Raw genomic sequence first — 21867 nt, 5'->3', positions numbered from 1 at the left:
GATGCTGAGGATGTTCTACGGGTGCGGCGGGTCAGGAGGCCCGGCGGCGCGAGGCGACGCCGAAGGCGATGCCACCGAGTCCGACGACGATGCCGGCGATGCCGAGGGCGCGCGCGGTCGTGTCGGAGCCGCTCTTGGCGGCCTTGTCCTGGCTGCCCTTGTGGTCCTTGTCGGCGTTCTTGCCGCCGTCGGCCGCGTCGGCCTTCTTGTCGCCGGCGCCGTGGTGGCCGTCGTCCTTGGCGGCGGTCAGCTTCAGGACGGGCGCCGGGTTCTGCGGCTCCGCGGCGCCTTCCTTGGCCTCCTCGATCCAGCGGACGACCTCGTCGTTGTCGTACGTCTGGATCGCCTTGAAGACCATCTGGTCGGCGTCCTCGGGCAGCTTGCCGACGGAGACGGGGAACTGCTGGAACTTGCCGGGCTCGATCTTGCCGCCGCTCCACGTGACCTTGGTGACGGCCTCGTTGACCTGCTTGCCGTGCACGGTGAGCGGCTTGTCGAGCTTGCTCTTCTCGACCTTCACGGTCCAGCCGGGGATGTCCTGCGGCATGACGGACGTCAGCGGCTGGTCGACCGGGAAGTTGACCTCCAGCTGGGTGGTCGACGCGTTGTCGCGCTCGTTCGGGACCTTGAAGTTGATGGTCGCGTAGCCGCCCTTGGCGGCGTCGCCGGGCTGCACGCTGACGTGCGCGAAGGCCGTGCCGGACAGGGCGAGGACGGTACCGGCGGCAAGGGCGGCGGCGAAGGAGACGCGAGAGGTCTTCATTGCGGGATCACTCCACGGAAGCAGGGATGACGGTGGCTCCGGGCGCGGCGCGCGCGGAGTTCGCGGCACCGTGCTCCCGCTGGATGTCCCTGGGAGTGGGTGCCGCGTCAGGCTGCGAGGGCGAACGCGGCCGCGGGCGGCCCGCGCCGGATCACCGTGTGCTGGAGTGCCTCCCGGCCGGTCGCCGCCGCCGGGGCGGCCGCGGTCCGGGTGGCCCGCGGGGTACGGGCCGGAGCGCCGGCAAGCCCGGACACGAGGGCGCGTGCGAAGGCCAGCGCGGCCCGCAGCGGACGTACCGGGTCGGCCCCGCAGGACAGCCGGGACAGCTCGACCAGCCGGAACAGGGCGGCGTCGCCGCGCCCGAGGAGCCAGCCGACGGCGAGCGCGGCCAGCAGGTGGCCGGTCAGCATGGCCGGGCTGAACAGGCCGGTCGCGGGTGCCGTGGCGCTCTGGGCCATGTGCGCGTGGGCCGTGTGGCCCTGCGCGGCGGCCTGTGCGGCCAGGGCGGCCGGGTCCAGTCCGGCGGTCTCCAGGATCTGCCGGGCGTCGGCCGGGCTGAGCGGAATGGAGTTGCCGCCGCAGACCAGCTGCGCGGCGAGCGCCGCCAGCGAGGTGTCCGACGAGGCGGTGTTGCCCGCCGCCGCGCCGTGCTGGCCGAGGCCGAACAGCGCGTGCAGCCCCAACTGGCCGACGGTCAGCCCGGCGGCGATGCCGGGCAGCGTGCGGCGGCGTCCCGCGAGGGGGACGGCGACCGCGAAGACGGCGAGGAAGGCGATGCCGAGGACCCACCACGGCACGGTGGCGCAGGAGGCCACCGCGTGCCCGGCCGCGGACAGCACGACGCAGACCGCGGTGAACACCGCGGCCCGGATCGTCCGGAGGCCCGCTCCGGCATGCGTCGTGTGGGGGGCAGTCATGGCCGGGTCATCATCGCACTGCGCTTGGGCGGCGCATACGGCAGGTCCGGAACGTCCGATGCGTCCCAGCGGGGAGGGCGGGTGCCGCCCGCGGCGCGCGGTGGTGGAACGGCGCCGTGGCCTTACACCGCGGCCCGGGAGTGTCACATCGGCCGAATGAGGGCTGTGTCGGCCGCCGGGCGCTTACGGCCGACCGCATGAGGCAATAGGTAACCGTATGAGCATCTGGTGGTCTCTCCACTTGCGGCGCGAAGCCGCGAGCGTCCCGCTCGCCCGGCGGTTGCTGCTGGGGACGATGGAGACCGCGGGGGTGGACCCGGACATCTCCTTCGACCTGTCGGTGGCGTTGAGCGAGGCCTGCGCGAACGCGGTGGAGCACGGTGGTCCGGCCGCCGGCGCGGGCTCCGGCCCGGACGGGGACCCGGTCTCCGAGGCGTGCGCGGCGTACCGCGTTACGGCGTACCTGGACGGGGACTGCTGCCGCATCGAGGTGACCGACTCGGGCCCTGGGTTCCCGCCTTCGACGGTGTCCGGGTACAGACCGGGGCCGGCCGGCCCCTCGGAGAAGGAACACGGCCGGGGGCTGGGGCTGATCACGGAACTCGCCGACCACGCCCTGTTCCGCAACCGGCCCGGGCGGGGCGCGGTGGTCAGCTTCGACAAGATCCTCAAGTGGCGCGAGGGAGCGCTCCTGAAGGTGTCGTGAAACCCGCCGAAGCAGGCTCCCGGACATGCCGATGGGCGGGACTCGCGTACGAGAGCACGAGAACCCCGCCCACCAGTGGTCGCGGTGGAGGCCGCCCCCCAGGCGCGCCGGAGGCCAGCCCTTCAGCCGCGTCGAAGGTCAGCTCTTCAGCCGCGCCATCCACGCCTCGACCTCGGCCGACGCACGCGGCAGCCCGGCCGACAGGTTCAGGTTGCCGTCCTCGGTGACGAGGATGTCGTCCTCGATCCGGACACCGACGCCGCGGTACTCCTCGGGCACGGTCAGGTCGTCGGTCTGGAAGTACAGACCGGGCTCGACGGTGAGGCACATGCCGGGCTCCAGCGTCCCGTCCACGTACGCCTCGGTGCGCGCGACGGCGCAGTCGTGGACGTCCATGCCGAGCATGTGGCCGGTGCCGTGCAGGGTCCAGCGGCGCTGCAGGCTCAGCTCCAGGACGCGCTCGACCGGGCCCTCCAGCAGACCCCACTCGACGAGCTTCTCGGCGAGCACGCGCTGCGCGGCGTCGTGGAAGTCGCGGAACTTCGCGCCGGGCCGGACGGCGGCGATGCCCGCCTCCTGGGCCTCGTACACGGCGTCGTAGACCTTGCGCTGGATGTCGCTGTACGTGCCGTTGATCGGCAGCGTGCGCGTGACGTCGGCCGTGTAGAGGTCGCGGGTCTCCACGCCGGCGTCGAGCAGCAGCAGGTCGCCGGGGCGGACCCGGCCGTCGTTGCGGACCCAGTGCAGGGTGCAGGCGTTCGGGCCGGCGGCGCAGATGGAGCCGTAGCCGACGTCGTTGCCCTCGACGCGGGCGCGCAGGAAGAAGGTGCCCTCGATGTAGCGCTCGGAGGTGGCCTCGGCCTTGTCGAGCACCTTCACGACGTCCTCGAAGCCGCGCACGGTGGAGTCGACGGCCTTCTGCAGCTCGCCGATCTCGAACGCGTCCTTCACGACGCGGGCCTCGGAGAGGTGGACGCGCAGCTCCTCGTCCCGCTCGGCGGTGACCTTGTCGGTCAGGGCCTTGTCGATGACGGCGTCGTGGCCGCGCAGCAGGCGGACCGGGCCCTTTGCCTCGGCGAGGGCGTCGGCGAGCTCGCGGACGTCCTGCGCGGGGATGCCCAGGAGCTGCTCGGCCTCGGCGAGGGAGTGGCGGCGGCCGACCCACAGCTCGCCCTGGCCGGACAGCCAGAACTCGCCGTTCTCACGGTTGGAGCGCGGCAGCAGGTAGATGGTGGCGCTGTGGCCGCCGGTGCCCGTGGGCTCCAGCACCAGAACGCCGTTCTCGGTCTGGTCGCCGGTGAGGTACGCGTACTCGGTCGAGGAGCGGAACGGGTACTCGGTGTCGTTCGAGCGGGTCTTGAGGCGGCCCGCGGGGACGACGATCCGCTCGCCGGGGAAGCGCGCGGACAGCGCGGCGCGACGCTGGGCCGTGTGCGCGGCCTGGGCGATCGGCTTCAGGCCGTGCAGCTCGGTGTCGGCCCAGCCGGTGCGCATGTTGTCCGCGAGTTCGTCGCTGACGCCCGGGTACAGCCCGTTCTTGCGCTGCTCGTGCTTCTTCTGGGGCTGCTCTTCTTCCGGGGTCTCCGGGGTGAGCTCGTCAGCCACTTCTTCTCCTCAGCTGCGACGGAACGGCATAGCGAGGTCCGGGTGAGGACCCCGTCCATCGTAGGCGGGGAGGGAAGAAAACCGGCTGATGTGTGATTGATCAGTCAAACCGGGCGGCGAGCAGCACGATGTCCTCGACGGCGTCTTCCAGCGCCGCCTCGGCGTCTCCTTCCGGGAGCACGTTGCGCAGGATGTGGTCGCAGATGGCGCCCGGGTCGTCGCGGGCGCTACGGGGGACCCCCGCGGCCGCCGCGTGCAGCCGGGCGTACGCCCGGTCCATGGGGTCACCGGTGCGCCGCAGCAGCCCGTCGGTGTACAGCAGCACCGTTTCTCCGGGCGCGGGTTCGATCTCCACGCTCGGCGCTTCCCAGCAGGCCAGCATCCCGAGCGGCGCGGAGAGCGAGGTCTCGACGTACTCGGTGCGGCGCTCGCCGATCAGCAGCGGCGGGGCGTGCCCGGCCCCGGCCAGGATGATCTTCCGCTGGGCGGGCTCGCAGTACGCGAAGAGGGCGGTCGCCGAGCGCGCCGGCTCGGTCAGGCGCAGCAGCAGCTCCAGGTCGGACAGGACCGCGACGGGGTCCTCCCCCTCCATGACGGCGTACGCGCGCAGCGACGCCCGCAACCGTCCCATCGCGGCGACGGCGCTCGGGCCGGCCCCGGTGACGGAGCCGACGGCCAGACCCATCGCCCCCTCAGGGAGCGGCAGCGCGTCGTACCAGTCGCCACCGCCGAGCGGGCCGGTGTGGTGGCGGGCGGCGAGCTGGACCCCGGGGATCCGGGGGAGCCGGCTGGGCAGCAGCTCCTCGGCGACGGTGGCCAGCCGGGAGCGCGAGCGCTCCACCTCCACCATCCGGGCCAGGTGTTCAGAGCCGTGGCGGACATACAGCCCGATGAGGTCGCGCTGTCGTTCGCTGGGCTCGGCCTGCTCGTCGTAGAGCCAGACGGCCGCGCCGAGCCGCCCGGTGGCCTCGGCGGTCAGCGGAAGCGCGTAGCTGGCGGCATAGCCGAGCCGGGCGGCGACCTCGCGGTGGCGGGGGTCGACGGGGGCGCCCGGCCCCCCGGCGCCGGGGGGCGCGCCGGGTTCGGGGAGCACCTCGGAGCCGCCCTGCGCGTCGGGGAGTCCGTCGAGGATGCGGCCGTACGAGGTGGCGCTGCGCGGCACGGTCTCGATGTGCCCGAGATCCGCGCGGCCGAGGCCGAGGCCGATGGTGGTGCTGGGGCCGAGCCCGTCGGAGGGTTCGAGGACGATCAGGCCGCGGCGGGCGCCGACCAGGACGGCTCCGGCGCGCAGGAACTCGTGCAGCGAGGAGTCGAGGTCGCCCGCGCGGGCCAGGCGTTCGGTGAGCTCGTTGAGGGTGGTGAGGTCGGAGACCATGCCCGCCAGCCGGTCCTGGATGAGGGTGCCGGTGGGAGGGGTGGGGGTCGGTGCGTGGGTCGTGCGTGCGGGCGTGGGCGCCGCAGTGTGCGGTGACGCTGTAACTGCCGGATCGATTCCAGCCACTTTCGGCAGATGCGGGGCGCTCATGGCGTCCGCCTTTCCACCTGGTGCGATTCGCCATATAGCATCGCAAACCCCCAGATCGTGCTGCGCCGCCATCAATGAATCCACATCTACACGCACACGAGGAGCGATGTCCAGCATTGTCCCAGTGGGAATCCTGGTGTCCGTGGGACGGCAACTCACTGTCGAGCCAAGGCTAGAACTTGGCCGGAAAAAGCCGGAAGCAAGCGGTTTTTGCGATCGACTGAGCGGGCGTCGAAGTCGCTCCGGGTACGTAACCCCTGGTGCCCAGGGACAGTTGACGCGATCCGGCACCCGCCGGGAACCGCCCGGCGCGGGCCGCCGTCCTTAGCGGCGGCAGCCGGTCTGGGCATCGGCGTGGGTCGCGCTCCGCCCCCGCCGGACGTTTCACGGACCCGTAAGAAACTGCACGAACGTGTACGTGCGGTGAAACACCGCTTACATGGTGTGATGTGGCCCTCGGCGTTCAACGGAAAGGAACGAGCGCTCATGCGCGAGATCCTCGGAAGGCGTCTCCAGCGGCTCCGCGATCGCTTGCAGTCCCTGCGTCCGGCCGCCCCGGCCCGGGGCTCCCTCGCGGCGGACGGCCGTACTCCGACGACCCGAACTCCGGCAACCCGTACCCCGGCGAAGCGCGGCGCGGCCCGTACCACGGCACCTGCCCCCACCCTCCTCGACGCGGCGCTGACCTGCGCCACCGCCTGGCAGTGGCCGGTGCTGCCCGGTGTCGGCCGGGCCGGCGCCGACAGCGCCCGGTGCGCCTGCCCCGACCCCGACTGCGTGGTGCCCGGCGCGCATCCGTTCGACCCCGGGCTGCTCGCGGCCACCACCGACGCCCGGATGGTGGCCTGGTGGTGGGCCAGACGGCCCTCCGCTCCGGTGCTGCTGGCCACGGGCGGGGCCGCTCCGTGCGCGGTGAGCCTTCCGGCGGTCGCCGCCGCGCGCGCCGTCGTGCGTCTGGACGCGCAGGGCATGCGGCTCGGCCCGATCGTCGCGACGCCGACGCGGTGGTCGCTGCTGGTGGCCCCGTACTCGCTGGAGCGGCTCGGCGAACTGCTCTACTCCAAGGACCACGTGCCCTCCTCGCTGCGCTTCCACGGCGAGGGCGGCTATCTGCTGCTGCCGCCCTCCGCCGCGTCGGGCGGCGGTCAGGTCCACTGGGAGCGGGAGCCGGTGGCCGGAGCGGGTGGTCCGTGGCTGCCGGAGGTCGAGGACGTCGTGCACGCGCTGGTCGAGGCGAGCAGCGGGGCGCCCGGTGGCGGCAGCCGGCTCGCGTACTGATCGTTTTCGGCGCCACGGCTCATTCGGCACATCACTCGTACGGGTGCCAGCAGGACGAGTTTCCAAGGGAATTGGGCGCGGGGATCTCCGTGCCCCATTCCCGCGTCGCTATCTTCGGCGAATGAATCTCCGCTTGATCGGTATCGGCGCCGGTGTGCTGGTCATCTTGTCGCTTCCCCTCGCGGGAGCGATCGCCGGGCCGGATTTCGCCGGTCAGGGCGACGGAAAGGGCGGTGGGTTGCTCACCTCGCTGGGATTGTCCGATCCCGCGGACACCTCGCGTACGTCGGGTCAGGCGCGGCCGGACCAGCAGGGTCGCGCGGGCGCGACAGGGGCTCAGGGCCGGCCGGAGTCCGCCGGTCCGGACGCCCGGCCCGCCGATCCGGCATCTCCCGGTCCGCCGGAGCAGCCCCGTACGGATTCCCGGTGCGGCCCCGAACTCTCCTCGCCGCACGGCGTGGAGGCGCAGACCTGCGTGCTGGTGGGCGAGGGCCAGACCTGGGGCCGCAGCTACTACCGCAACACCAGCGGCCACCCGCTGGACGCCGTTTTGACGGTGATGGGGCCGGCGGGACGCACGGTGCAGATTCGGTGCGCGGTCGACGCGGGGGACGAGCCGGCGCTGTGCGAGACGCCGCGCGAGGCGTCGACGGGAACGCCGGAGGACTACTCGGCCGTAGCGGAGTTTGCAGCTCCGGATGATGAGGGAGCGCTGCTGCTGCGGTCCGGGAGCAACTCACCGGCACCGCGAGACGGTTGAACACCGTGGAAATGTGAGGGCCCGGTCGCTGGCGACGGGGGATGCACCAGCGACCGGGCTACAAGAACCGTAACAAGAGATCGCCTGTTCGCAAATTCGATCTCTGATATTCAGACACCGATTTGCAGGCGATTAGCGGGAGTTGTGACCCCAGTCACCGGACCCGCGCGTGTGCGGTCGTCAGCTCAGCGTGACCTGGCGGTTGGTGAGGCCACCGCGCGCCCGGCGCTCTTCCGTGGTGAGCGGAGCGTCCGAGGCGAGGGCCGCGACCAGCCGCTCCGCGAACTCCGCGGCGGGCTTCTCCACGTCGTCGGCGGTGACCCCGGTGGGCAGGTCCCAGACGGGGACCATCAGGCCGTGCGCACGGAAGGAACCGACGAGCTTGGTGCCTTCGCCGAGGGAGGAGGTACCCGCGGAGTGCAGTCGCGCGAGGGCGTCGAGCAGCTTCTCCTCGGGGTGCGGCATGACCCAGCGCAGGTGGTTCTTGTCCGGGGTCTCGCACCAGTAGGCGGCGTCCACGCCGGCCAGCTTGACCGTCGGGATGGCGGCCGCGTTGGCGCGTTCCAGCGAGGCGGCGATCTCCGGAGAGGAGTTCTGGGCACTCTCCGACTCCGGAATCCAGAATTCGAAGCCGCTGTGCACAACCGGCTCGAAAGCGCCGTCCGTGTCCAGGAGATCCTGAAGTCGCGGACCCTCGGCCGGAACCCGGCGGGCCGGGACCGGAGTTCCCGGTTCCGCGGCGAGCGCGCGCTCCAGGGTGTCGGCCATGTCCCGGGAGAGGTCCCCGGTGGTCGAGTCGTTCTGGAGGCCGAGCAGGACGGACCCGTCCTCGCGGCGCAGTGCCGGCCATGCCATGGGGAGTACGGTCACCAGCGTGACGGACGGGACGCCCTCGGGCAGTCCGCCCTTGAGGGTGAGCGGGATGGTGGCCGCCGGGACGAGCTCGCGCAGCGCCACCCAGTCGCATTCGCCGGGCAGGCCCTCGAACGGGCGCTGCACGTGCTCGGTGACGGCGTGCGCGGCGGCCGCGCCGTGGCAGGCCTTGTAGCGGCGACCGGATCCGCAGGGGCAGGGCTCGCGGGCGCCTACCACCGGGATCTCCCCGTTGTTGAGCTGCGGCTTTGCAGTCTTCGCTGCGGGGCGCTTCTTGGCCATCGTGGGTGTCTCCCGGTTGCGGCGGTACGGGTGTGTCTGGGCGCGAGCCTAGCCGTTCGTACCACCGGAACCGGCGGGGTGCGGCCGGGAGCACGGTCGGCGTGCGCTCCCGGTCGGCCGCATGTGCGATCACGTGTCTGAACGCGTGTCTGACGGATGTCTGATCGCGTGTCTCATGCTTGTGGAATCGCGCTCGGCGTCCGTGCGGATCCCGAGCGGAATCCGGTCAGGGATTCAGATCGTCGAAGGCCGTGCTGAAGTCGACCGCCGGGGGCGCAACGCGCGTAGCGAAATCCTCGTGCCGGGCCCCGCACGCGACAATCACCCATACGGTGACCTCGCCCGCCGCACCGTCCCGGACACCCCAGTCCTGGGCCAGGGCGCTGATGATGTTCAGCCCCCGGCCGCCGCGCGCGGTGACCGAGGGCGTGGCCGGAACCGGGCGGGTGGGACCGCCCCCGTCCGTGACCTCGACCGTCAGCCGCCCCGCTTTGTCGACGCGCCAGGCAGCGCGTATCTCCCCGTCCCCGACCTCCCGCGAGCCCAGCGGCCGGCCGTGCCGGCAGGCGTTGCTGAGCAGTTCGGAAAGGATCAGTACGGCGTCGTCCACGACCGATTCGGACACCCCGCTCATGCGCAGTTGCTCACGCATGCGGTGTCTCGCCTCGCCCACGCCCGCAGGACCATGGGTCACGTCCACGCACGACGACGTGGGCACTTCTTGTGCCACCACCAACGCCACCCCCGGAACCTCCTTAGCCCCACGCCATGGTCTGGATGCCCCAATGGCCTGGACCGGAAACCGCCGAAGCGGAGAGCTCTGACGCATTCATGACCAGTGAATGCGGAGCGGATGCGCCGGGGCACACCCTGTGACGAACGGGTCGCGGGTGGCGGGTGCGCAAACCGGGATGTCAGCGTCCCAGCTGTGACAGAACCTGCCGCGGCCTGTTCGTGATGATCGCTTCGACACCCAGATCAGCGCAGAGCTGAACGTCTTCGGGCTCGTTCACGGTCCAGACGTGTACGGAATGGCCCGCGGCCTGGAGCTTGCGGATGTAGCCGGGGTGGTTGCGCACGATCCGCATGCCCGGCCCCGCGATCCGTACGCCGGCAGGCAGCCGCCCGTCCCGCATCCGGGGGGAGATGAACTGCATCAGGTACACGGTCGGGATCGTCGGCGCGGCAGCCCGCACCCGGTGCAGCGAGCGCGCGGAGAAGCTCATGACCCGGACCGGGTGCGGGCCCTCGGCGGGCGGGGCGTCCAGACCGAAGCGCTTGAGGAGGAAGAGGAGCCGCTCCTCCACCTGGCCGGCCCAGCGGGTGGGGTGCTTCGTCTCGATCGCGAGGCCCACCGGGCGGCCGGCGTCGGAGACCAGCCCGAGCAGCCGCTCCAGAGTGAGCACCGAGGTGCGCTCCGGGTCCGCGTCCCAGTCGGGGGACTCCTCGCGGTCCTTCCAGGAGCCGAAGTCGAGGGCGGCGAGCTCGGCCAGCTCCAAGGCGGACACGGCGCCGCGGCCGTTGGAGGTGCGGTTGACCCGGCGGTCGTGGACCAGGACCAGATGGCCGTCCGCGGTGAGCCGGACGTCGCATTCGAGCGCGTCGGCGCCGTCCTCGATGGCCTTGCGGTAGGCGGCCAGGGTGTGCTCGGGGGCATCCTCCGAGGCGCCGCGGTGGGCGACGACCTGGATGGGGCGCGGCGTTGCGTGGGTCACCGGGTCATGGTGCCACCGAGCGGGTGCCCGGCGTCGGGGGGAACCCTGGGGATGCGCCCGAAATGCCGGGGATAAAGGATGGGGGGAGACGCACAGGTCCGGCTTACAGTGCTCTGACGGGTCATGGGAAAGGCTTTGCCCAGGAACTTGTGCGGCATGTCGAACGTTCAGTCGGACCGATATCGCCAGATAGTGCAGAAGCCGTGTGTGTTGCGTGTGACGAGGAGAGAGCGCTGTGAGCACCGAGAACGAGGGCACCGCGGCCCCTACGCCCCCCGCGGCCCCGTCCGCACCCCCCGTGCCGGTGGCCGCTCCCCACGCCGACGGGGCCCCGACCGCCGAGACGCCCGCGGCGCCGGCGTCCGCGCCCGGGACCGGGCCCGTCGCGCCGGAGCCTGCGGGTGCACCTGCTGCACCCGCCGTACCCGCTGCACCCGCCGCGCCCACTGACGCGGTGCCCGTCGCCGCGCCCGCGGCCGCGCCCGCCGAGCCGGTGACCCAGCAGATCCCGCCGACGCCCGCGCCCGGGACCGAGGCCACCCAGCAGTTCCCGCCGAACCCGGCCTACGGCCAGGCCCCGCCGCCCCAGGGCCCCGCGCCGCAGGCCCGGCTCCCGCCGCGTACGGCGCCGAGGGCTGGCCGCCGCCCCCGCCCGCGGTTCCCGCCTATGGCGGAGCCGGCCACGGCGGCTGGGGCGCGCACCTCGCCGCCGACGGCCAGCCGGCGCCCAAGCCGAAGGGCCGCGGCGGTCTCGTCGCCGCCGTGCTGGTGGCGGCCCTGCTCGCGGGCGGCGTCGGCGGCGGCATCGGCTACTGGGCCGCCGAGCGCAACGACAACGGCGGCACCGGCACCGGCTCGACCACGATCACCGCCGGGAACACCCCCAAGGACCTCAAGCGGGAGGCGGGCTCCATCGCGGGCCTGGCCGCCGGCGCGCTGCCCAGCGTGGTCACCATCGAGGCCTCGGCCGGCGACGGCGAGGGCGGCACCGGCACCGGGTTCGTCTACGACCAGCAGGGCCACATCCTCACCAACAACCATGTGGTGGCCTCCGCCGCGAACGGCGGCAAGCTCTCCGCGACCTTCTCCGACGGCAAGAGGTACGACGCCGAGGTCATCGGCCGCGCCCAGGGCTACGACGTGGCCGTGCTGAAGCTGAAGAACCCGCCGTCCGGCCTCAAGCCGCTGCCGCTGGGCGACTCCGACAAGGTCGCGGTCGGCGACCCGACCATCGCCATCGGCGCGCCGTTCGGCCTGTCCAACACGGTCACGACCGGCATCGTCAGCGCCAAGAACCGCCCGGTGGCCTCCGGCGACGGCTCCGGCAGCAAGAACTCGTACATGAGCGCGCTCCAGACCGACGCCTCGATCAACCCGGGCAACTCCGGCGGCCCGCTGATCGACGGCCGCGGCGCGGTGATCGGCATCAACTCCGCGATCCAGTCCGCCGGCAACGGCGGCTTCGGCGGCGGCCAGGCCGGCTCCATCGGCCTCGGCTTCGCCATCCCGATCAACCAGGCGAAGAACGTCGCCGAGTCGCTCATCAAGACGGGCAAGCCGGTCTACCCGGTGATCTCGGTCTCCGTGGACATCCAGTCCAAGGCGGAGGGCGCCAAGATCTCCGAGAGCGGGGCCGCCGCGGGCGACCTCGTGGACCCGAACGGCCCGGCCGGCAAGGCGGGCCTGAAGCCCGGCGACCTGATCACCCAGTTCGGCGGCAAGCAGATCGACAGCGGCCCGAGCCTGATCAGCGAGATCTGGACGCACAAGCCGGGCGACGTCGTGAAGCTGACCTACGTCCGCGACGGCAAGCCGACCACGGTCGACATCACGCTCGGCTCGCGGGTCGGCGACAAGTAGGGATCCCTGGCTTGAAGGTGAGGGGCCGTGGGCGGATTTCGCCTACGGCCCCTCCCAACGTCCGCTTATGCTTCACATGTGTTCGATTCGCGGCACATACGGACGTTCCACGAGGTGGTCGCCTCCGGGTCCTACTCGGCGGCCGCCCGCGTCCTGGGGTACACCCAGCCCGCGATCACCCAGCAGATGAAGGCGCTCGAACGCGCTGTCGGCACACCGCTGTTCACCCGCGTGGGCCGCAGGATGCAGCTCACCGAAGCAGGCGAATCCCTGGCCCGGCACGCCGAGTCGATCCTCGGCACCCTCTCCGCCGCCGAGGCCCAGCTGAAGGCGTACGCCCGGCTGCGCACCGGACGCGTCCGGCTCTGCGGTTTCCCCAGCGCCAACGTCACGCTCGTCCCGGAGGCCCTGAGCGGCCTCGCCAAGGACCATCCGGGCGTCCAGGTCGAACTGCTGGAGGGGGAGCCCCCGGAGTCCCTGCGGCGGCTGGAGCGCGGGGAGTGCGACATCACCCTGGCCTTCACCTACCCGGGGCTGCACGAGGAGATCCCGGACGAGGTCACCGAGGTCAGGCTGCTGGAGGACCAGCTGACGGTGCTCCTGCCGACCGGCCATCCGCTGGCCCGGCGGCGCGCCGTGAACCTCGCCGACCTGGCCGAGGAGCGCTGGATCGCGGGCTGCCCGCGCTGCCGGGCGAACCTGCTGCACGAGTGCGCCGAGCTGGGCTTCGTACCCGACATCCGGTTCGCCACCGATGACAACCTGGTGGTGCAGAGCCTGGTCGCCCAGGGCCTCGGCGTGGCCATGATGCCCGCGCTGGTGCTGCCCTCCCTCTCCCTGAGCCGGGTCTGCGGGCGGCCGCTGCAACCCGCCGCGCGCCGCCATATCGCCGCGTACGTGTACCGCGACCACCTGCGGATCCCGGCGACGGCCGTGGTGCTGGACGAGCTGAAGCGGGTGGCGTCGAATCGGGTCGGCTGCTGAGCCCGGTTGTCAGACGGGTCCCAACCCATAAGCAGAGCTTGGGATTTCGGGTCAGAACTGTCGTTGGACGTGATGGATGGGCTGTTCGACGCTGCCCATATGACCACCAGCACCCAGGCCCGCACCACCGCGAGGATGGCCGCACTCGTCAGTGAGATCCGCACGGTCGTGGACCGGGGCCTCGCCCCCGACCTGACCGCCTACCTGGTCGGTGAACGCGTGGCCCCGCACCTGGGCACACCCGACCTGCTCACCCCCGAGCAGCGCGTGGGGCATGCCGACCGGTACCGGCAGCACATCCTGCACGCCGAGGCGGACGGCAGTTTCTCGGTGGTGGCGCTGGTGTGGCTGCCCGGTCAGGAGACCGCCATCCACGACCACGTCTCGTGGTGCGTGGCCGGCGTCCACGAGGGCGAGGAGAGTGAGCTGCGCTACCGGCTCGCCCCCGCCACGGGATCCGGCGGCGCCCGGCTGGTGGCGACGGAGCAGGTGGTCAACGGCCCCGGTGACGTCTGCGGGTTCGCCCCGCCCGGCGACATCCACAAGGTCCGCAACTCCTGTCGCACGACGGCGATTTCCCTGCACGTCTACGGCGCCGACGTCGCCCGCCTCGGCAGCAGCGTCCGCCGCGTCTACACGCTCCCCACCGACTGATGGCCCTGCTGAACCGCCCCACCCACCAGGTGGTGCGGGTGCGCCGTGTTTCACGTGAAACATCCACCTCCTGGCCGGGGTTGGTACTGGCGGCCGCGGGCGCGCTCGTCGCGTGGAGCGTCCACCGGCTGGTCCCGGCGGTGCCGATGCTGACCGCGTCGGTGGTCCTGGGCATCGCGGTGGCCCACCTCCCGCGCATACGGACCTTCGTGCGCGGAGCCGCCCGTCCGGGGCTCTCCCTGGCCGGGCGGCGGCTGATGCGGCTCGGCATCGTCCTGCTGGGCCTCGGTCTGGGCCTGGACCAGGTGCTCCGGCTGGGCTGGGCGACGGTGGCGATGGTCGTCGGGGTCGTGGCGGCCACCTTCCTCGGGACCCTCTGGCTGGGCCGCAGACTCGGGCTGCCGGGAGACCAGCCCCTGCTGATCGCCACCGGGTACTCCATATGCGGGGCCTCGGCGATCGGCGCGGTTAGCGAGGTGTCCGGCAGCGACGAGGAGGACGTGGCCTCCTCGGTGGCGCTGGTGACGCTGTGCGGAACCTTGGCCATCGCCGTGCTCCCGCTCTTCCAGGGGCCGTTGGGCCTCTCCGACCTGGCCTTCGGGCGCTGGGTGGGCGCGAGCGTCCACGACGTCGGCCAGGTGGTGGCCACCGCCCAGACGGCGGGCCCCGGGGCGCTCGGCGAGGCCGTGCTGGTCAAGCTGATGCGGGTGGCACTGCTGGCCCCGCTGGTGGCGGCGGTCGCCTTCTCCGTACGGGCCCGGCGGCGCGGGGTCCGCACCGCGTCGGGCCGCAGGCCGGCCCCGGTGCCGCTGTTCGTGGCCGGCTTCCTGGCGGCGGCCGCGCTGCGAGCCACCGGGGTCCTGCCGGACGCGGCGCTGGAGTGGGCGCACACCGCGCAGGAAGCGCTGCTGGCGGCGGCCCTGTTCGGCCTGGGGAGCGCGGTGCACCTGCCGACGCTGGCCCGGACGGGAGGGCGGGCCGCGGTGCTGGGGCTCGGGGCGTGGGTGGTGGTGGCCGGGGTCTCGTACGCCGGTGTTGTACTCACCGTATGAGCCGCGCAGGGAACGGAGTTGGCCAATTCCTGGCCGGAACCGACCGAACGTTCTGACCGTGCCCTGACATCTCGTGCCGTGCGTGCGACCCTGCAGCCGATCCGCACCGACAGCTCTTCACCCCCACCCTGCCCGGGACCGACCGGACCGGGCACGGCAGAAGGAGTCATGCGTGAATCGTCATCACACGGCAGCATCGGTCCTCCTGGCGGCGGGCGCCCTGATCGCGGGCGCGCTGACGGCGGCCACCCCCTCGGCCGCCGCCCCCGCGGACACGTCCTCGTTCCGGCAGCAGCACACCCAGGGCTTCTGGACCGCCGAGCGGATGCGCAACGCCACCCCGCTCGACGTGACGGCGGCCCCGGGCGCCACCCGCACCGCGGTCTCGGCGGCGGACCGCCCCACGGCGATCGCCCCCACAGCGCCCTCCTCCCCCACCGCGTTCCCGCAGGCGGGAGGCGCGTGGACGGGCGGCGGAGCGGTCGTGAAGACCTCCGGCCGGGTCTTCTTCACCATGGGAGACCGGACCGCCTCCTGCTCCGGCGACTCGATCACCAGCGCCAACGGCAGCACGGTGATCACCGCCGGCCACTGCGTGAAGTACCAGGGCGCCTGGCACACCAACTGGGTCTTCGTCCCGGCGTACGACAACGGCAACGCGCCCTACGGCCAGTGGTCGGCCACCAAGACCTTCGCGACCGACCAGTGGGCGGCCAGCGAGGACATGAACATGGACGTCGGCCTCGCCGTCGTGGCCCCCCTGGGCGGCCAGAAGCTCAGCCAGGTGGTCGGGGCCCAGGGGATCCTCTTCAACGGCGGCTACAACAAGAAGATGTACTCCTTCGGCTTCCCCGCGGCGGCCCCGTACGACGGCACCAAGCTGGTCTACTGCAGCGGGAACTCCGGCAAGGACTTCCTGCTGACCAAGGACCACAGCCTGGCCTGCAACATGACCGGCGGCTCCAGCGGCGGCCCCTGGTTCCAGGACTTCAACGAGGCCACCGGCTTGGGCACGCAGGTCTCGGTGAACAGCTTCGGCTACACCTTCCTGCCCAACCGGATGTACGGCCCGTACTTCGGCAACGAGGCGAAGGCGGCCTACGACAAGGCCCAGAATTCCTGACCCACCCGCCCCCCACCTGCCGGTACTCTGTACCGGCCAGGTGGGTTGCCCGAGCGGCCTAAGGGAACGGTCTTGAAAACCGTCGTGGCAGCGATGTCACCGTGGGTTCAAATCCCACACCCACCGCCAGGTCAGAGAAGCAGCAGGTCAGAGGGCGTGATCCCGTTTCGGGGTCACGCCCTCTCTGCTCACCCTGTCTCACCCCGGATCGCCCATATCCCGCTGTTGACCAGCGCGTGTGGCCAACTTGTGGCCAGGCCGTCAGGCGTCTCCGGGGGCGCCGTCCTCTGCCAGGGCCTGATCAATGAGCTGGTTCGACACCTGCTGCTGGCCGCGCAGGATCTTCGCGTAGAACTTCCAGAGGACAGCCACGCTGTGGCCGGCACGACGGGCCACTTCCACCGGATCGACGCCTGCTTTGATCCAGAGCGAGACACCCGCATGCCGCAGCGAGTAGGGAACCTCGGCCAATGGCGTATCCACGTCCGCGGCGGGCAGGGCCTTCGCCCGCGCTTCGTCCCAGACACGGGTGTACTCGTTGGAGCCGACCCGGCCACCTTCCACCGCCCGGAACAGCCGCCCATCGGCAGCGGTCCCTTCACGGTCCAGGTGGCTCCGGAGGAGCTGTACGAGCGCCGGCGGCACGGGTACCGACCGGCTGGCCTTGCGCGCCCGCCGCTTGAGCCCCCGCTCGTCGTAGGGGGTTCCGCCATCAGTCCAGCCCGCGCCGACCTCAGGGCGACTCCGGCGCAAGACCAACTCCCCCCAGCCCGTCCGGGGCAGCTTGCAGTCGTTCTTGGAGAGGGCTGCCACTTCCGATGGGCGCATCGCGGCGTAGTACATGCACCCGAAGAACGCGTGGAGGTGCTCGCCGCGGCTCCCCTGAGCCCGGACGGCGTCCAGGAGCCGACGGACCAGCTCGGGCCCAGGCACGTACTGGAAGTCCACTTCGTCATCGGTCTGTGGCGGGTCCCAGTCGACCTTGGGTAGCGGATTCGTGGGCAGCGAGTCGCATTCGACGGCGTACCGAAGCGCGTTGCTCAGGACGGCGCGCTTGCGCCTGATCGTATTGTCGGCCGCCCGCTTGCCGTTGAGGCGCCGGGAGATGGCAGCCAGCGCACGGCGCAGGTTCTCCGCCTCCGCCACTTCGGACAGGCGAAGGGAATGCCTGGCCATCCACTCCAGAGCCTGGGCTGCTGGCGCGGGCGGCTGTTCGGCCTTCATACGGGGGACGGCGTTGCCGTGATCGTCCAGCGTCATCTGGAAGGCCCAGGACCGCAAGGCGAGCCGCAGCACCTTCGGGTCGGGAGCCGACTTTCCGCCCGTGACCAGAGCCATGGTCACGTTCGTCATCGCTTCGGCAATGCCTACCCGGTGCTTGGCCGCAGCGTCCGGCCACTTCATGCAGGTATAGGCCCTGGCGTGCTCGAACCAGGTGGGCGACTTGAGCTGACGAAGTTCGGAAACGGGCAACCCGGACGACACATCGAACTGCTCGCCCTTTCGCACGGCCTCCATGAGCTGAGCGCGTCGACCATCGGCCAGAGTCTTGGTCAGAAACGGTGCCTGGTGCTCCTCGCCCCCGACGATCCATCGGAGCTGGTAGGGGGCACTCTTGCTCTGGCGGGTCCGGATGCCCCAGATCCGCACGTCATAGCTGTACAAGTCGACTCCGTTCAAAGGGAAGGGCCCCAGCCGGAGTGGCTGGGGCCCGTGTGGGCTGACTTGGCTATGCGGCCGTTTCCTCGCACTTGGCCAGCCAGTCGTCCAGGTCGGACTGCCGGATACGGAGCTGCCCGTTCGGGAGCTTGAAGAGGCGGGGCGCGTTGCCCCGGGCGCGCTGCCGGTAGAAGGCAGCGCGGCTCATGTTGATCTCGATGAGGACTTCCGCGAGCTTGAGCATCTTGGGGCGGGCCATCGTTCCACTCCTTAGCTTGCGGTGAGCAAGGGGCTTCGTTGGTAGGGCGTGCTGTCCGAGGCTGGGATTTCTGCGTCACCGCGTCATCTGCGTCATTTATGGTTCTGACCTGCGGGTTTGGGGTGACGCAGCAGGGGTTCGTGTGTCATCGGCTGTGTCACCCGCGTCATCGGGGTGTCGGAGGTGGTGACGCAGGTGACGCACGATGACGCAGCCGTTGGCCGTCTGCGTCACCCCTGTAGTCGCAGGTCATAGACCGTTTCGGGGGCCGTGGTGACGCGGGTGACGCAGCATTTCCTCTCTTAGGAAAAGACGGGGGTGGTTTCTGTTGTGGTGCGCTCCGCTCAAGACGAAGTGAGGGGCCGCTTCGCGGCACGACCTCTGCGGCGGCGGCGAGCCGCCGGACAGGCAAGAGGAGCACCCCGGTCACGGCGGGGCGTGCTCTTCTTGCCCGTACAGGTGCGCCCTGGGGGCGCGGGTCAGAACACCGTCTGCTGGTGGCCCGGCGGTTCGGGGGCCGGTCGGGTCATGGCGATGTAGCGGGCCGCTTTGGTGCGGCCCCAGTCGACGAGGACGCCGCGGGCGGCCAGGGTGGGCTGGAGGCGCTTGAGGCGGTCGGAGAAGACCTTGCCGGTGGTGGGCCACCCTTTGGGCAGGGGCCGGAAGTCCTCACCGGCGTAGAGCTGGGTGACGGCGTGCAGCCACTCCGCCGACGTCATCCGGACCTCCTCGCCCGGTTCGGCGCCGGCCGCGTGCTTGAGGACGGCCTGCGCCATGAGGTCGCCCTCGATCACGTCGTCGTTCAGCTCGTCCAGGCCCGCCCGGTAGGCGTGGAGGGCACCGAAGCCGCTTGCGGCGTCGAGCTGCGCGCACAGGTGCGCGAAGTCGGCCATGCGCAGGTCGGTGGGGGTGTCAGCCTCGGCAGCCCGGACTTTGACGGTGAGGTCCAGGACGGAGCCGAGGATGACCGGCAGTTTCTGCGCGTACTCCGTCCACAGCTCGGCTTCGGTCCGCCGTACCCGGGGCCGTACCAGGCGCAGGGGCAGGAGGCGTTCGGCGAGGTCGGGGCGGATGACTCCGACGTCGATGCCGGTCAGCAGGAGGGGCCGGCGGTAGCGGGAGCGGTAGACGTCGCCGTCGCTGAACAGGGCCCGCTTGATGCTCTCGGCGCCGGTCACGATGCAGCACATCAGGTCGGACAGGTCCGGGGGCAGGTGGGAGAGGTTGTCGAGGGCGGTGATCCATCCGGCGGCGACGGCCGTGATCAGGTTCTCCTCGTCCTTCGGGGCACGGCGCAGGTCGCCGGTCATGCCTTCCACGATCCGCATCAGCATGCGAGCCGCGGTGGACTTCCCCGCGCCCTGGGGGCCGGTGAGGAACGGCGCGGGGACGGGCACGGACGGCTCCAGACAGCCGATCACCCACGCCACGGCCAGGCACTCGCTTTCGGCGCCGGCGAAGTTGCACAGCCGTAGCAGGGCGTCGATGCCCTTGCCGTCGGTGTCCTTCTCGGGAAGGGGGAGTTCGCCGGTGAGCTGGGTGCGCCGCCAGCAGACCTCGCGCGGGTCGGGGACGCGGATGTCCCAGCCGGTGGGGTGGATGCGGACGGACTTGCCGTCGTCACGGCCCAGGTCGAGCCAGGTCGCGCCGTCGAATCCGGGGGCGACCCGGATGTGGGTGGGCTGTACTTCCTGGCTGAGCGCGAGTGCCTCGATCAAGTCCAGTGCCTCCTTGAGAGCCGTGCCGTTGAAGGAGCCGACGCCGTCGTTGTAGAGGCCGACCATGAGTTCCTGACGGTGGCTGCCGGTCGTGCCCTGGGAACGGATCGGCCGGGCGACCGGATGGCCGTTGCGCTGCGCGTAGACGGTGCCTTCGGTGGTGCGGAAGTACCGGAAGTGGTCCTGCGCGTAGTCGGTGATGACCTGCCGCGCGGGGTTCTTGTCCTCGTCGGGCACGGTCACACTCCCAGCTTCGTGCGGGCGTTGGCCCAGGCCATCTCGCAGTGCCGCAGCGACTCGCCCTTGTCCCCTGCGGCCTTGAACAGCCGGCCGACGTGAGCGTCGGTGATGCAGCCGCACCGGCCGTGGACGGACAGCACCGCGAGGAAGACCCGGTAGACGCTCCGGTGGATGGCGTCGGCGGCGTCGGTGATGCGCTGCTCCGCCATGGCGATGCCCCGCTCCAGGTAGGCGGGCGAGCGGTGCGGGCACTCCCCACCCCCGGCCAGGGCCGGCACCGTCACGACGCCGGCGCGTACCGGGGCGGGTTCCTTCACGGCCAGGGCGCGCACGGCGTCGGGCAGGGCGGTCATGGTGCCGGTGCCGGGGCCGCGCCACCGGGCGTAGGCCATGCAGGACTTGATGTCGATGCCGTCGCGGACGCCGTTGGGCGAGGGCATCGTGCCCTGGTAGATCCAGTGCTCGCCCCGCGTGGTGGGCACGGTCTTGGTGGCGGGGAGGTTCTGGCGGGCCCAGGCGACGGCGTCGTCGTGGTCGAGGTCCACGACGGTGTAGCCGGCACCGCCGGGGTGGTAGGCGACGCCATCGGCCTGCCGCCAGGCAGGGGCCCAGGCCGGGGAGGCGAGGACTTCAAGGTCGGTGGTGGCGGCGGCCCAGCCGTGGCACGGGTTGGGGCAGGCGCAGGGGCCGGCGGCGAGCATGTTGGGACGGTCCCCGCAGGCGTTGTCCTTGCAGGCCGGGCAGTTGGCCACCGGTCGTTTGGCGCGGCTCAGGGGCATCGCGGGCAGTCCGAGTTCGGCGAGCCACAGGGCGGTTCGCAGGTGGCCGGTCGCGTGGATCATGCGGCCACCTCCATGCCGTCGGCGAGGGCGTGGACGAGGTGGGTGTAGCCGGCGTGGCCCTGTTGGGGGACGGCGCCGTTGCCGATGGCGCGGAGCCGGTCGGAGCGGGTCAGGTCGGGGACGGTGGTGACGCGGCCGGGGACCCCCATGAGCCATTCCGCGAAGGCCGGCGCCAACCGGCGTCCCGGACCACGTTGGGCGGGCTCGGTCGGCTCCGGGGCCGGGTGGCCAAGGACGTGTGCCCAACGGTGGATGGCGGGAGCGTGGTCGGTGCCGGTGTGATCGACCCAGCGGGAGTCCAGTCGGGGGGCGAGGCCGGGGAGGTAGTAGTTCCCGGCCCGGTCACGCTGGTTGGGCCCGTCGGAGGCCTTCGGGGTGGGGAGCATCCGCACCCGACTCACTCCGGGGTGTGCGGGGGGTGCGGGAGTGTGGTGACCCAGGTGCGGAGGTTGAGTCCGCCCCGACGTCGGGGGCTGCTGCCAGGGCCGCCAGTCCCGTCGGAGCGTGTCGGGGTCGGAATCGTCGCGGTGGGCCAGTCCCCACCAGCGGTCCCGGCGGTGGGGGGCTCCGATGTCGGACGCGCGAAGGCACGTCCACGACAGGTCGTACCCGAGCGTGGCCAGGTCGCCTGCGACGACGTCGAGGCCGCGTCGGACGAGGGCGGCGACGTTTTCCAGGAAGACGTACTCGGGTCGAACGTCGCGAACGGCGTGGGCGACGGAGGTCCAGATTCCGGAGCGTTCACCTCGGATGCCCTCCCGGGTACCGGCGTTGGAGATGTCCTGGCAGGGGAACCCGACGGTGATCACGGTCGGCGCGAACGCGGCCCGCACGGCCGCCCAGTCCACGCGCGTGATGTCGCCGAGATTCGGGACGCTCGGGTGGTGGTGGGCGAGGATCCGGGCGGCGGCCTGGTCGGTCTCGGCGTGCGCGACCACGGTCGCGTCCGGAAGTCCGGCGGTGACGGCCAGGTCGAGTCCGCCGTAGCCGGTGCACAGGGACAAGATCCTCGGCCCGTCCACTCGCGGGACAAGGGTGGGTTGAGTCATGCT

Annotated in this window: 20 protein-coding genes and 1 tRNA gene; 9 read left to right on the top strand and 12 right to left on the bottom strand. The window is 71.7% G+C overall.

Annotated features, from left to right (window positions below):
- Positions 1-31: 31 nt before the first annotated feature.
- Both OG982_RS14025 and OG982_RS14020 read right to left on the bottom strand, forming a co-directional pair.
- Positions 32-763 (bottom strand): YcnI family protein, encoded by a 732-nt coding sequence (locus OG982_RS14025; RefSeq protein WP_266786885.1) that lies wholly within the window; start codon positions 761-763, stop codon positions 32-34.
- A gap of 107 nt (positions 764-870) precedes the next feature.
- Positions 871-1680, bottom strand: a complete 810-nt coding sequence (locus OG982_RS14020) for a hypothetical protein (protein ID WP_266948647.1) — start codon at positions 1678-1680, stop codon at positions 871-873.
- 217 nt (positions 1681-1897) lie between these two features.
- Between OG982_RS14020 and OG982_RS14015 the strand changes: the two genes are divergently transcribed.
- The gene (locus OG982_RS14015; RefSeq protein WP_266786887.1) at positions 1898-2386 is read left to right on the top strand and encodes an ATP-binding protein; all 489 of its coding nucleotides are present in this window, start codon (positions 1898-1900) and stop codon (positions 2384-2386) included.
- A gap of 138 nt (positions 2387-2524) precedes the next feature.
- Here OG982_RS14015 and OG982_RS14010 read toward each other — a convergent pair whose 3' ends face one another.
- Both OG982_RS14010 and OG982_RS14005 read right to left on the bottom strand, forming a co-directional pair.
- Positions 2525-3991: an aminopeptidase P family protein gene (locus OG982_RS14010; protein ID WP_266948646.1), complete on the bottom strand. Its 1467-nt coding sequence runs from the start codon at positions 3989-3991 to the stop codon at positions 2525-2527.
- A 100-nt stretch (positions 3992-4091) separates the two neighbouring features.
- The gene (locus OG982_RS14005; protein WP_266786889.1) at positions 4092-5633 is read right to left on the bottom strand and encodes a PP2C family protein-serine/threonine phosphatase; all 1542 of its coding nucleotides are present in this window, start codon (positions 5631-5633) and stop codon (positions 4092-4094) included.
- 369 nt (positions 5634-6002) lie between these two features.
- Here OG982_RS14005 and OG982_RS14000 point away from each other — a divergent pair, with 369 nt between their 5' ends.
- Both OG982_RS14000 and OG982_RS13995 read left to right on the top strand, forming a co-directional pair.
- Positions 6003-6794, top strand: coding sequence for a bifunctional DNA primase/polymerase (locus tag OG982_RS14000; RefSeq protein WP_266948645.1), 792 nt, complete (start codon positions 6003-6005; stop codon positions 6792-6794).
- Positions 6795-6927: 133 nt separating this feature from the next.
- A complete protein-coding gene (locus tag OG982_RS13995; protein WP_266948644.1) occupies positions 6928-7554 on the top strand; it encodes a hypothetical protein in 627 nt (208 codons plus the stop codon).
- Between the two features lie 180 nt (positions 7555-7734).
- On the opposite strand, the gene OG982_RS13990 is transcribed toward OG982_RS13995, so the two are convergent.
- The 3 genes from OG982_RS13990 to OG982_RS13980 form a co-directional block, all read right to left on the bottom strand.
- A complete protein-coding gene (locus OG982_RS13990; RefSeq protein ID WP_266786892.1) occupies positions 7735-8709 on the bottom strand; it encodes a DUF5926 family protein in 975 nt (324 codons plus the stop codon).
- 226 nt (positions 8710-8935) lie between these two features.
- Positions 8936-9538 carry an ATP-binding protein gene (locus tag OG982_RS13985; RefSeq protein WP_266786893.1) on the bottom strand — a complete coding sequence of 201 codons (603 nt, stop codon included), beginning with the start codon at positions 9536-9538 and terminating at the stop codon, positions 8936-8938.
- Between the two features lie 85 nt (positions 9539-9623).
- Entirely contained in the window at positions 9624-10424 is an 801-nt protein-coding gene (locus OG982_RS13980) for a glycerophosphodiester phosphodiesterase (protein ID WP_266786894.1), read from the bottom strand.
- 762 nt (positions 10425-11186) lie between these two features.
- Here OG982_RS13980 and OG982_RS13975 point away from each other — a divergent pair.
- The 6 genes from OG982_RS13975 (at position 11187) to OG982_RS13950 (ending at position 16226) form a co-directional block, all read left to right on the top strand.
- On the top strand, positions 11187-12284 hold the full coding sequence (locus OG982_RS13975) for a S1C family serine protease (RefSeq protein ID WP_266948642.1): 1098 nt from the start codon (positions 11187-11189) through the stop codon (positions 12282-12284).
- Positions 12285-12362: 78 nt separating this feature from the next.
- The gene (locus OG982_RS13970; RefSeq protein WP_266786896.1) at positions 12363-13268 is read left to right on the top strand and encodes a LysR family transcriptional regulator; all 906 of its coding nucleotides are present in this window, start codon (positions 12363-12365) and stop codon (positions 13266-13268) included.
- A 99-nt stretch (positions 13269-13367) separates the two neighbouring features.
- The gene (locus tag OG982_RS13965) at positions 13368-13922 is read left to right on the top strand and encodes a cysteine dioxygenase family protein (protein ID WP_266948641.1); all 555 of its coding nucleotides are present in this window, start codon (positions 13368-13370) and stop codon (positions 13920-13922) included.
- Positions 13922-14974: a YeiH family protein gene (locus OG982_RS13960; protein ID WP_266786898.1), complete on the top strand. Its 1053-nt coding sequence runs from the start codon at positions 13922-13924 to the stop codon at positions 14972-14974. Before OG982_RS13965 ends, OG982_RS13960 begins: the two co-directional genes overlap by 1 nt.
- Positions 14975-15146: 172 nt before the next feature.
- Positions 15147-16097 (top strand): serine protease, encoded by a 951-nt coding sequence (locus OG982_RS13955; RefSeq protein WP_266786899.1) that lies wholly within the window; start codon positions 15147-15149, stop codon positions 16095-16097.
- 39 nt (positions 16098-16136) lie between these two features.
- Positions 16137-16226, top strand: a tRNA-Ser gene (locus OG982_RS13950).
- A gap of 132 nt (positions 16227-16358) precedes the next feature.
- Here the strand turns inward: OG982_RS13950 and OG982_RS13945 are convergent.
- The 5 genes from OG982_RS13945 to OG982_RS13925 form a co-directional block, all read right to left on the bottom strand.
- Positions 16359-17762 carry a tyrosine-type recombinase/integrase gene (locus tag OG982_RS13945; protein WP_266948640.1) on the bottom strand — a complete coding sequence of 468 codons (1404 nt, stop codon included), beginning with the start codon at positions 17760-17762 and terminating at the stop codon, positions 16359-16361.
- 64 nt (positions 17763-17826) lie between these two features.
- Positions 17827-18015: an AlpA family transcriptional regulator gene (locus tag OG982_RS13940; RefSeq protein WP_266948639.1), complete on the bottom strand. Its 189-nt coding sequence runs from the start codon at positions 18013-18015 to the stop codon at positions 17827-17829.
- A 479-nt stretch (positions 18016-18494) separates the two neighbouring features.
- Complete coding sequence (locus OG982_RS13935; RefSeq protein ID WP_266949914.1) at positions 18495-19970, bottom strand: ATP-binding protein; 1476 nt, start codon at positions 19968-19970, stop codon at positions 18495-18497.
- Positions 19971-19972: 2 nt separating this feature from the next.
- Positions 19973-20815: a bifunctional DNA primase/polymerase gene (locus OG982_RS13930; protein WP_266948637.1), complete on the bottom strand. Its 843-nt coding sequence runs from the start codon at positions 20813-20815 to the stop codon at positions 19973-19975.
- The gene (locus tag OG982_RS13925; protein WP_266948635.1) at positions 20812-21864 is read right to left on the bottom strand and encodes a DNA cytosine methyltransferase; all 1053 of its coding nucleotides are present in this window, start codon (positions 21862-21864) and stop codon (positions 20812-20814) included. Before OG982_RS13925 ends, OG982_RS13930 begins: the two co-directional genes overlap by 4 nt.
- Positions 21865-21867 lie beyond the last annotated feature (3 nt).

The sequence above is a fragment of the Streptomyces sp. NBC_01551 genome (assembly GCF_026339935.1).
GTDB lineage: Bacteria > Actinomycetota > Actinomycetes > Streptomycetales > Streptomycetaceae > Streptomyces.
This window is presented reverse-complemented; position numbering and strand designations above follow the sequence as displayed.

Excerpts from the sequence above, each read along its gene's own strand:
- OG982_RS14005 (WP_266786889.1), bottom strand. The coding sequence starts at position 5,633 with ATGCTGGACATCGCTCCTCGTGTGCGTGTAGATGTGGATTCATTGATG.
- OG982_RS13965 (WP_266948641.1), top strand. The coding sequence starts at position 13,368 with ATGACCACCAGCACCCAGGCCCGCACCACCGCGAGGATGGCCGCACTC.
- OG982_RS13925 (WP_266948635.1), bottom strand. The coding sequence starts at position 21,864 with ATGACTCAACCCACCCTTGTCCCGCGAGTGGACGGGCCGAGGATCTTG.
- OG982_RS14000 (WP_266948645.1), top strand. The coding sequence starts at position 6,003 with ATGCGCGAGATCCTCGGAAGGCGTCTCCAGCGGCTCCGCGATCGCTTG.
- OG982_RS14025 (WP_266786885.1), bottom strand. The coding sequence starts at position 763 with ATGAAGACCTCTCGCGTCTCCTTCGCCGCCGCCCTTGCCGCCGGTACC.
- OG982_RS13985 (WP_266786893.1), bottom strand. The coding sequence starts at position 9,538 with ATGCGTCAGAGCTCTCCGCTTCGGCGGTTTCCGGTCCAGGCCATTGGG.
- OG982_RS13990 (WP_266786892.1), bottom strand. The coding sequence starts at position 8,709 with ATGGCCAAGAAGCGCCCCGCAGCGAAGACTGCAAAGCCGCAGCTCAAC.
- OG982_RS13940 (WP_266948639.1), bottom strand. The coding sequence starts at position 18,015 with ATGGCCCGCCCCAAGATGCTCAAGCTCGCGGAAGTCCTCATCGAGATC.
- OG982_RS14015 (WP_266786887.1), top strand. The coding sequence starts at position 1,898 with ATGAGCATCTGGTGGTCTCTCCACTTGCGGCGCGAAGCCGCGAGCGTC.
- OG982_RS14020 (WP_266948647.1), bottom strand. The coding sequence starts at position 1,680 with ATGACTGCCCCCCACACGACGCATGCCGGAGCGGGCCTCCGGACGATC.
- OG982_RS13930 (WP_266948637.1), bottom strand. The coding sequence starts at position 20,815 with ATGATCCACGCGACCGGCCACCTGCGAACCGCCCTGTGGCTCGCCGAA.
- OG982_RS13960 (WP_266786898.1), top strand. The coding sequence starts at position 13,922 with ATGGCCCTGCTGAACCGCCCCACCCACCAGGTGGTGCGGGTGCGCCGT.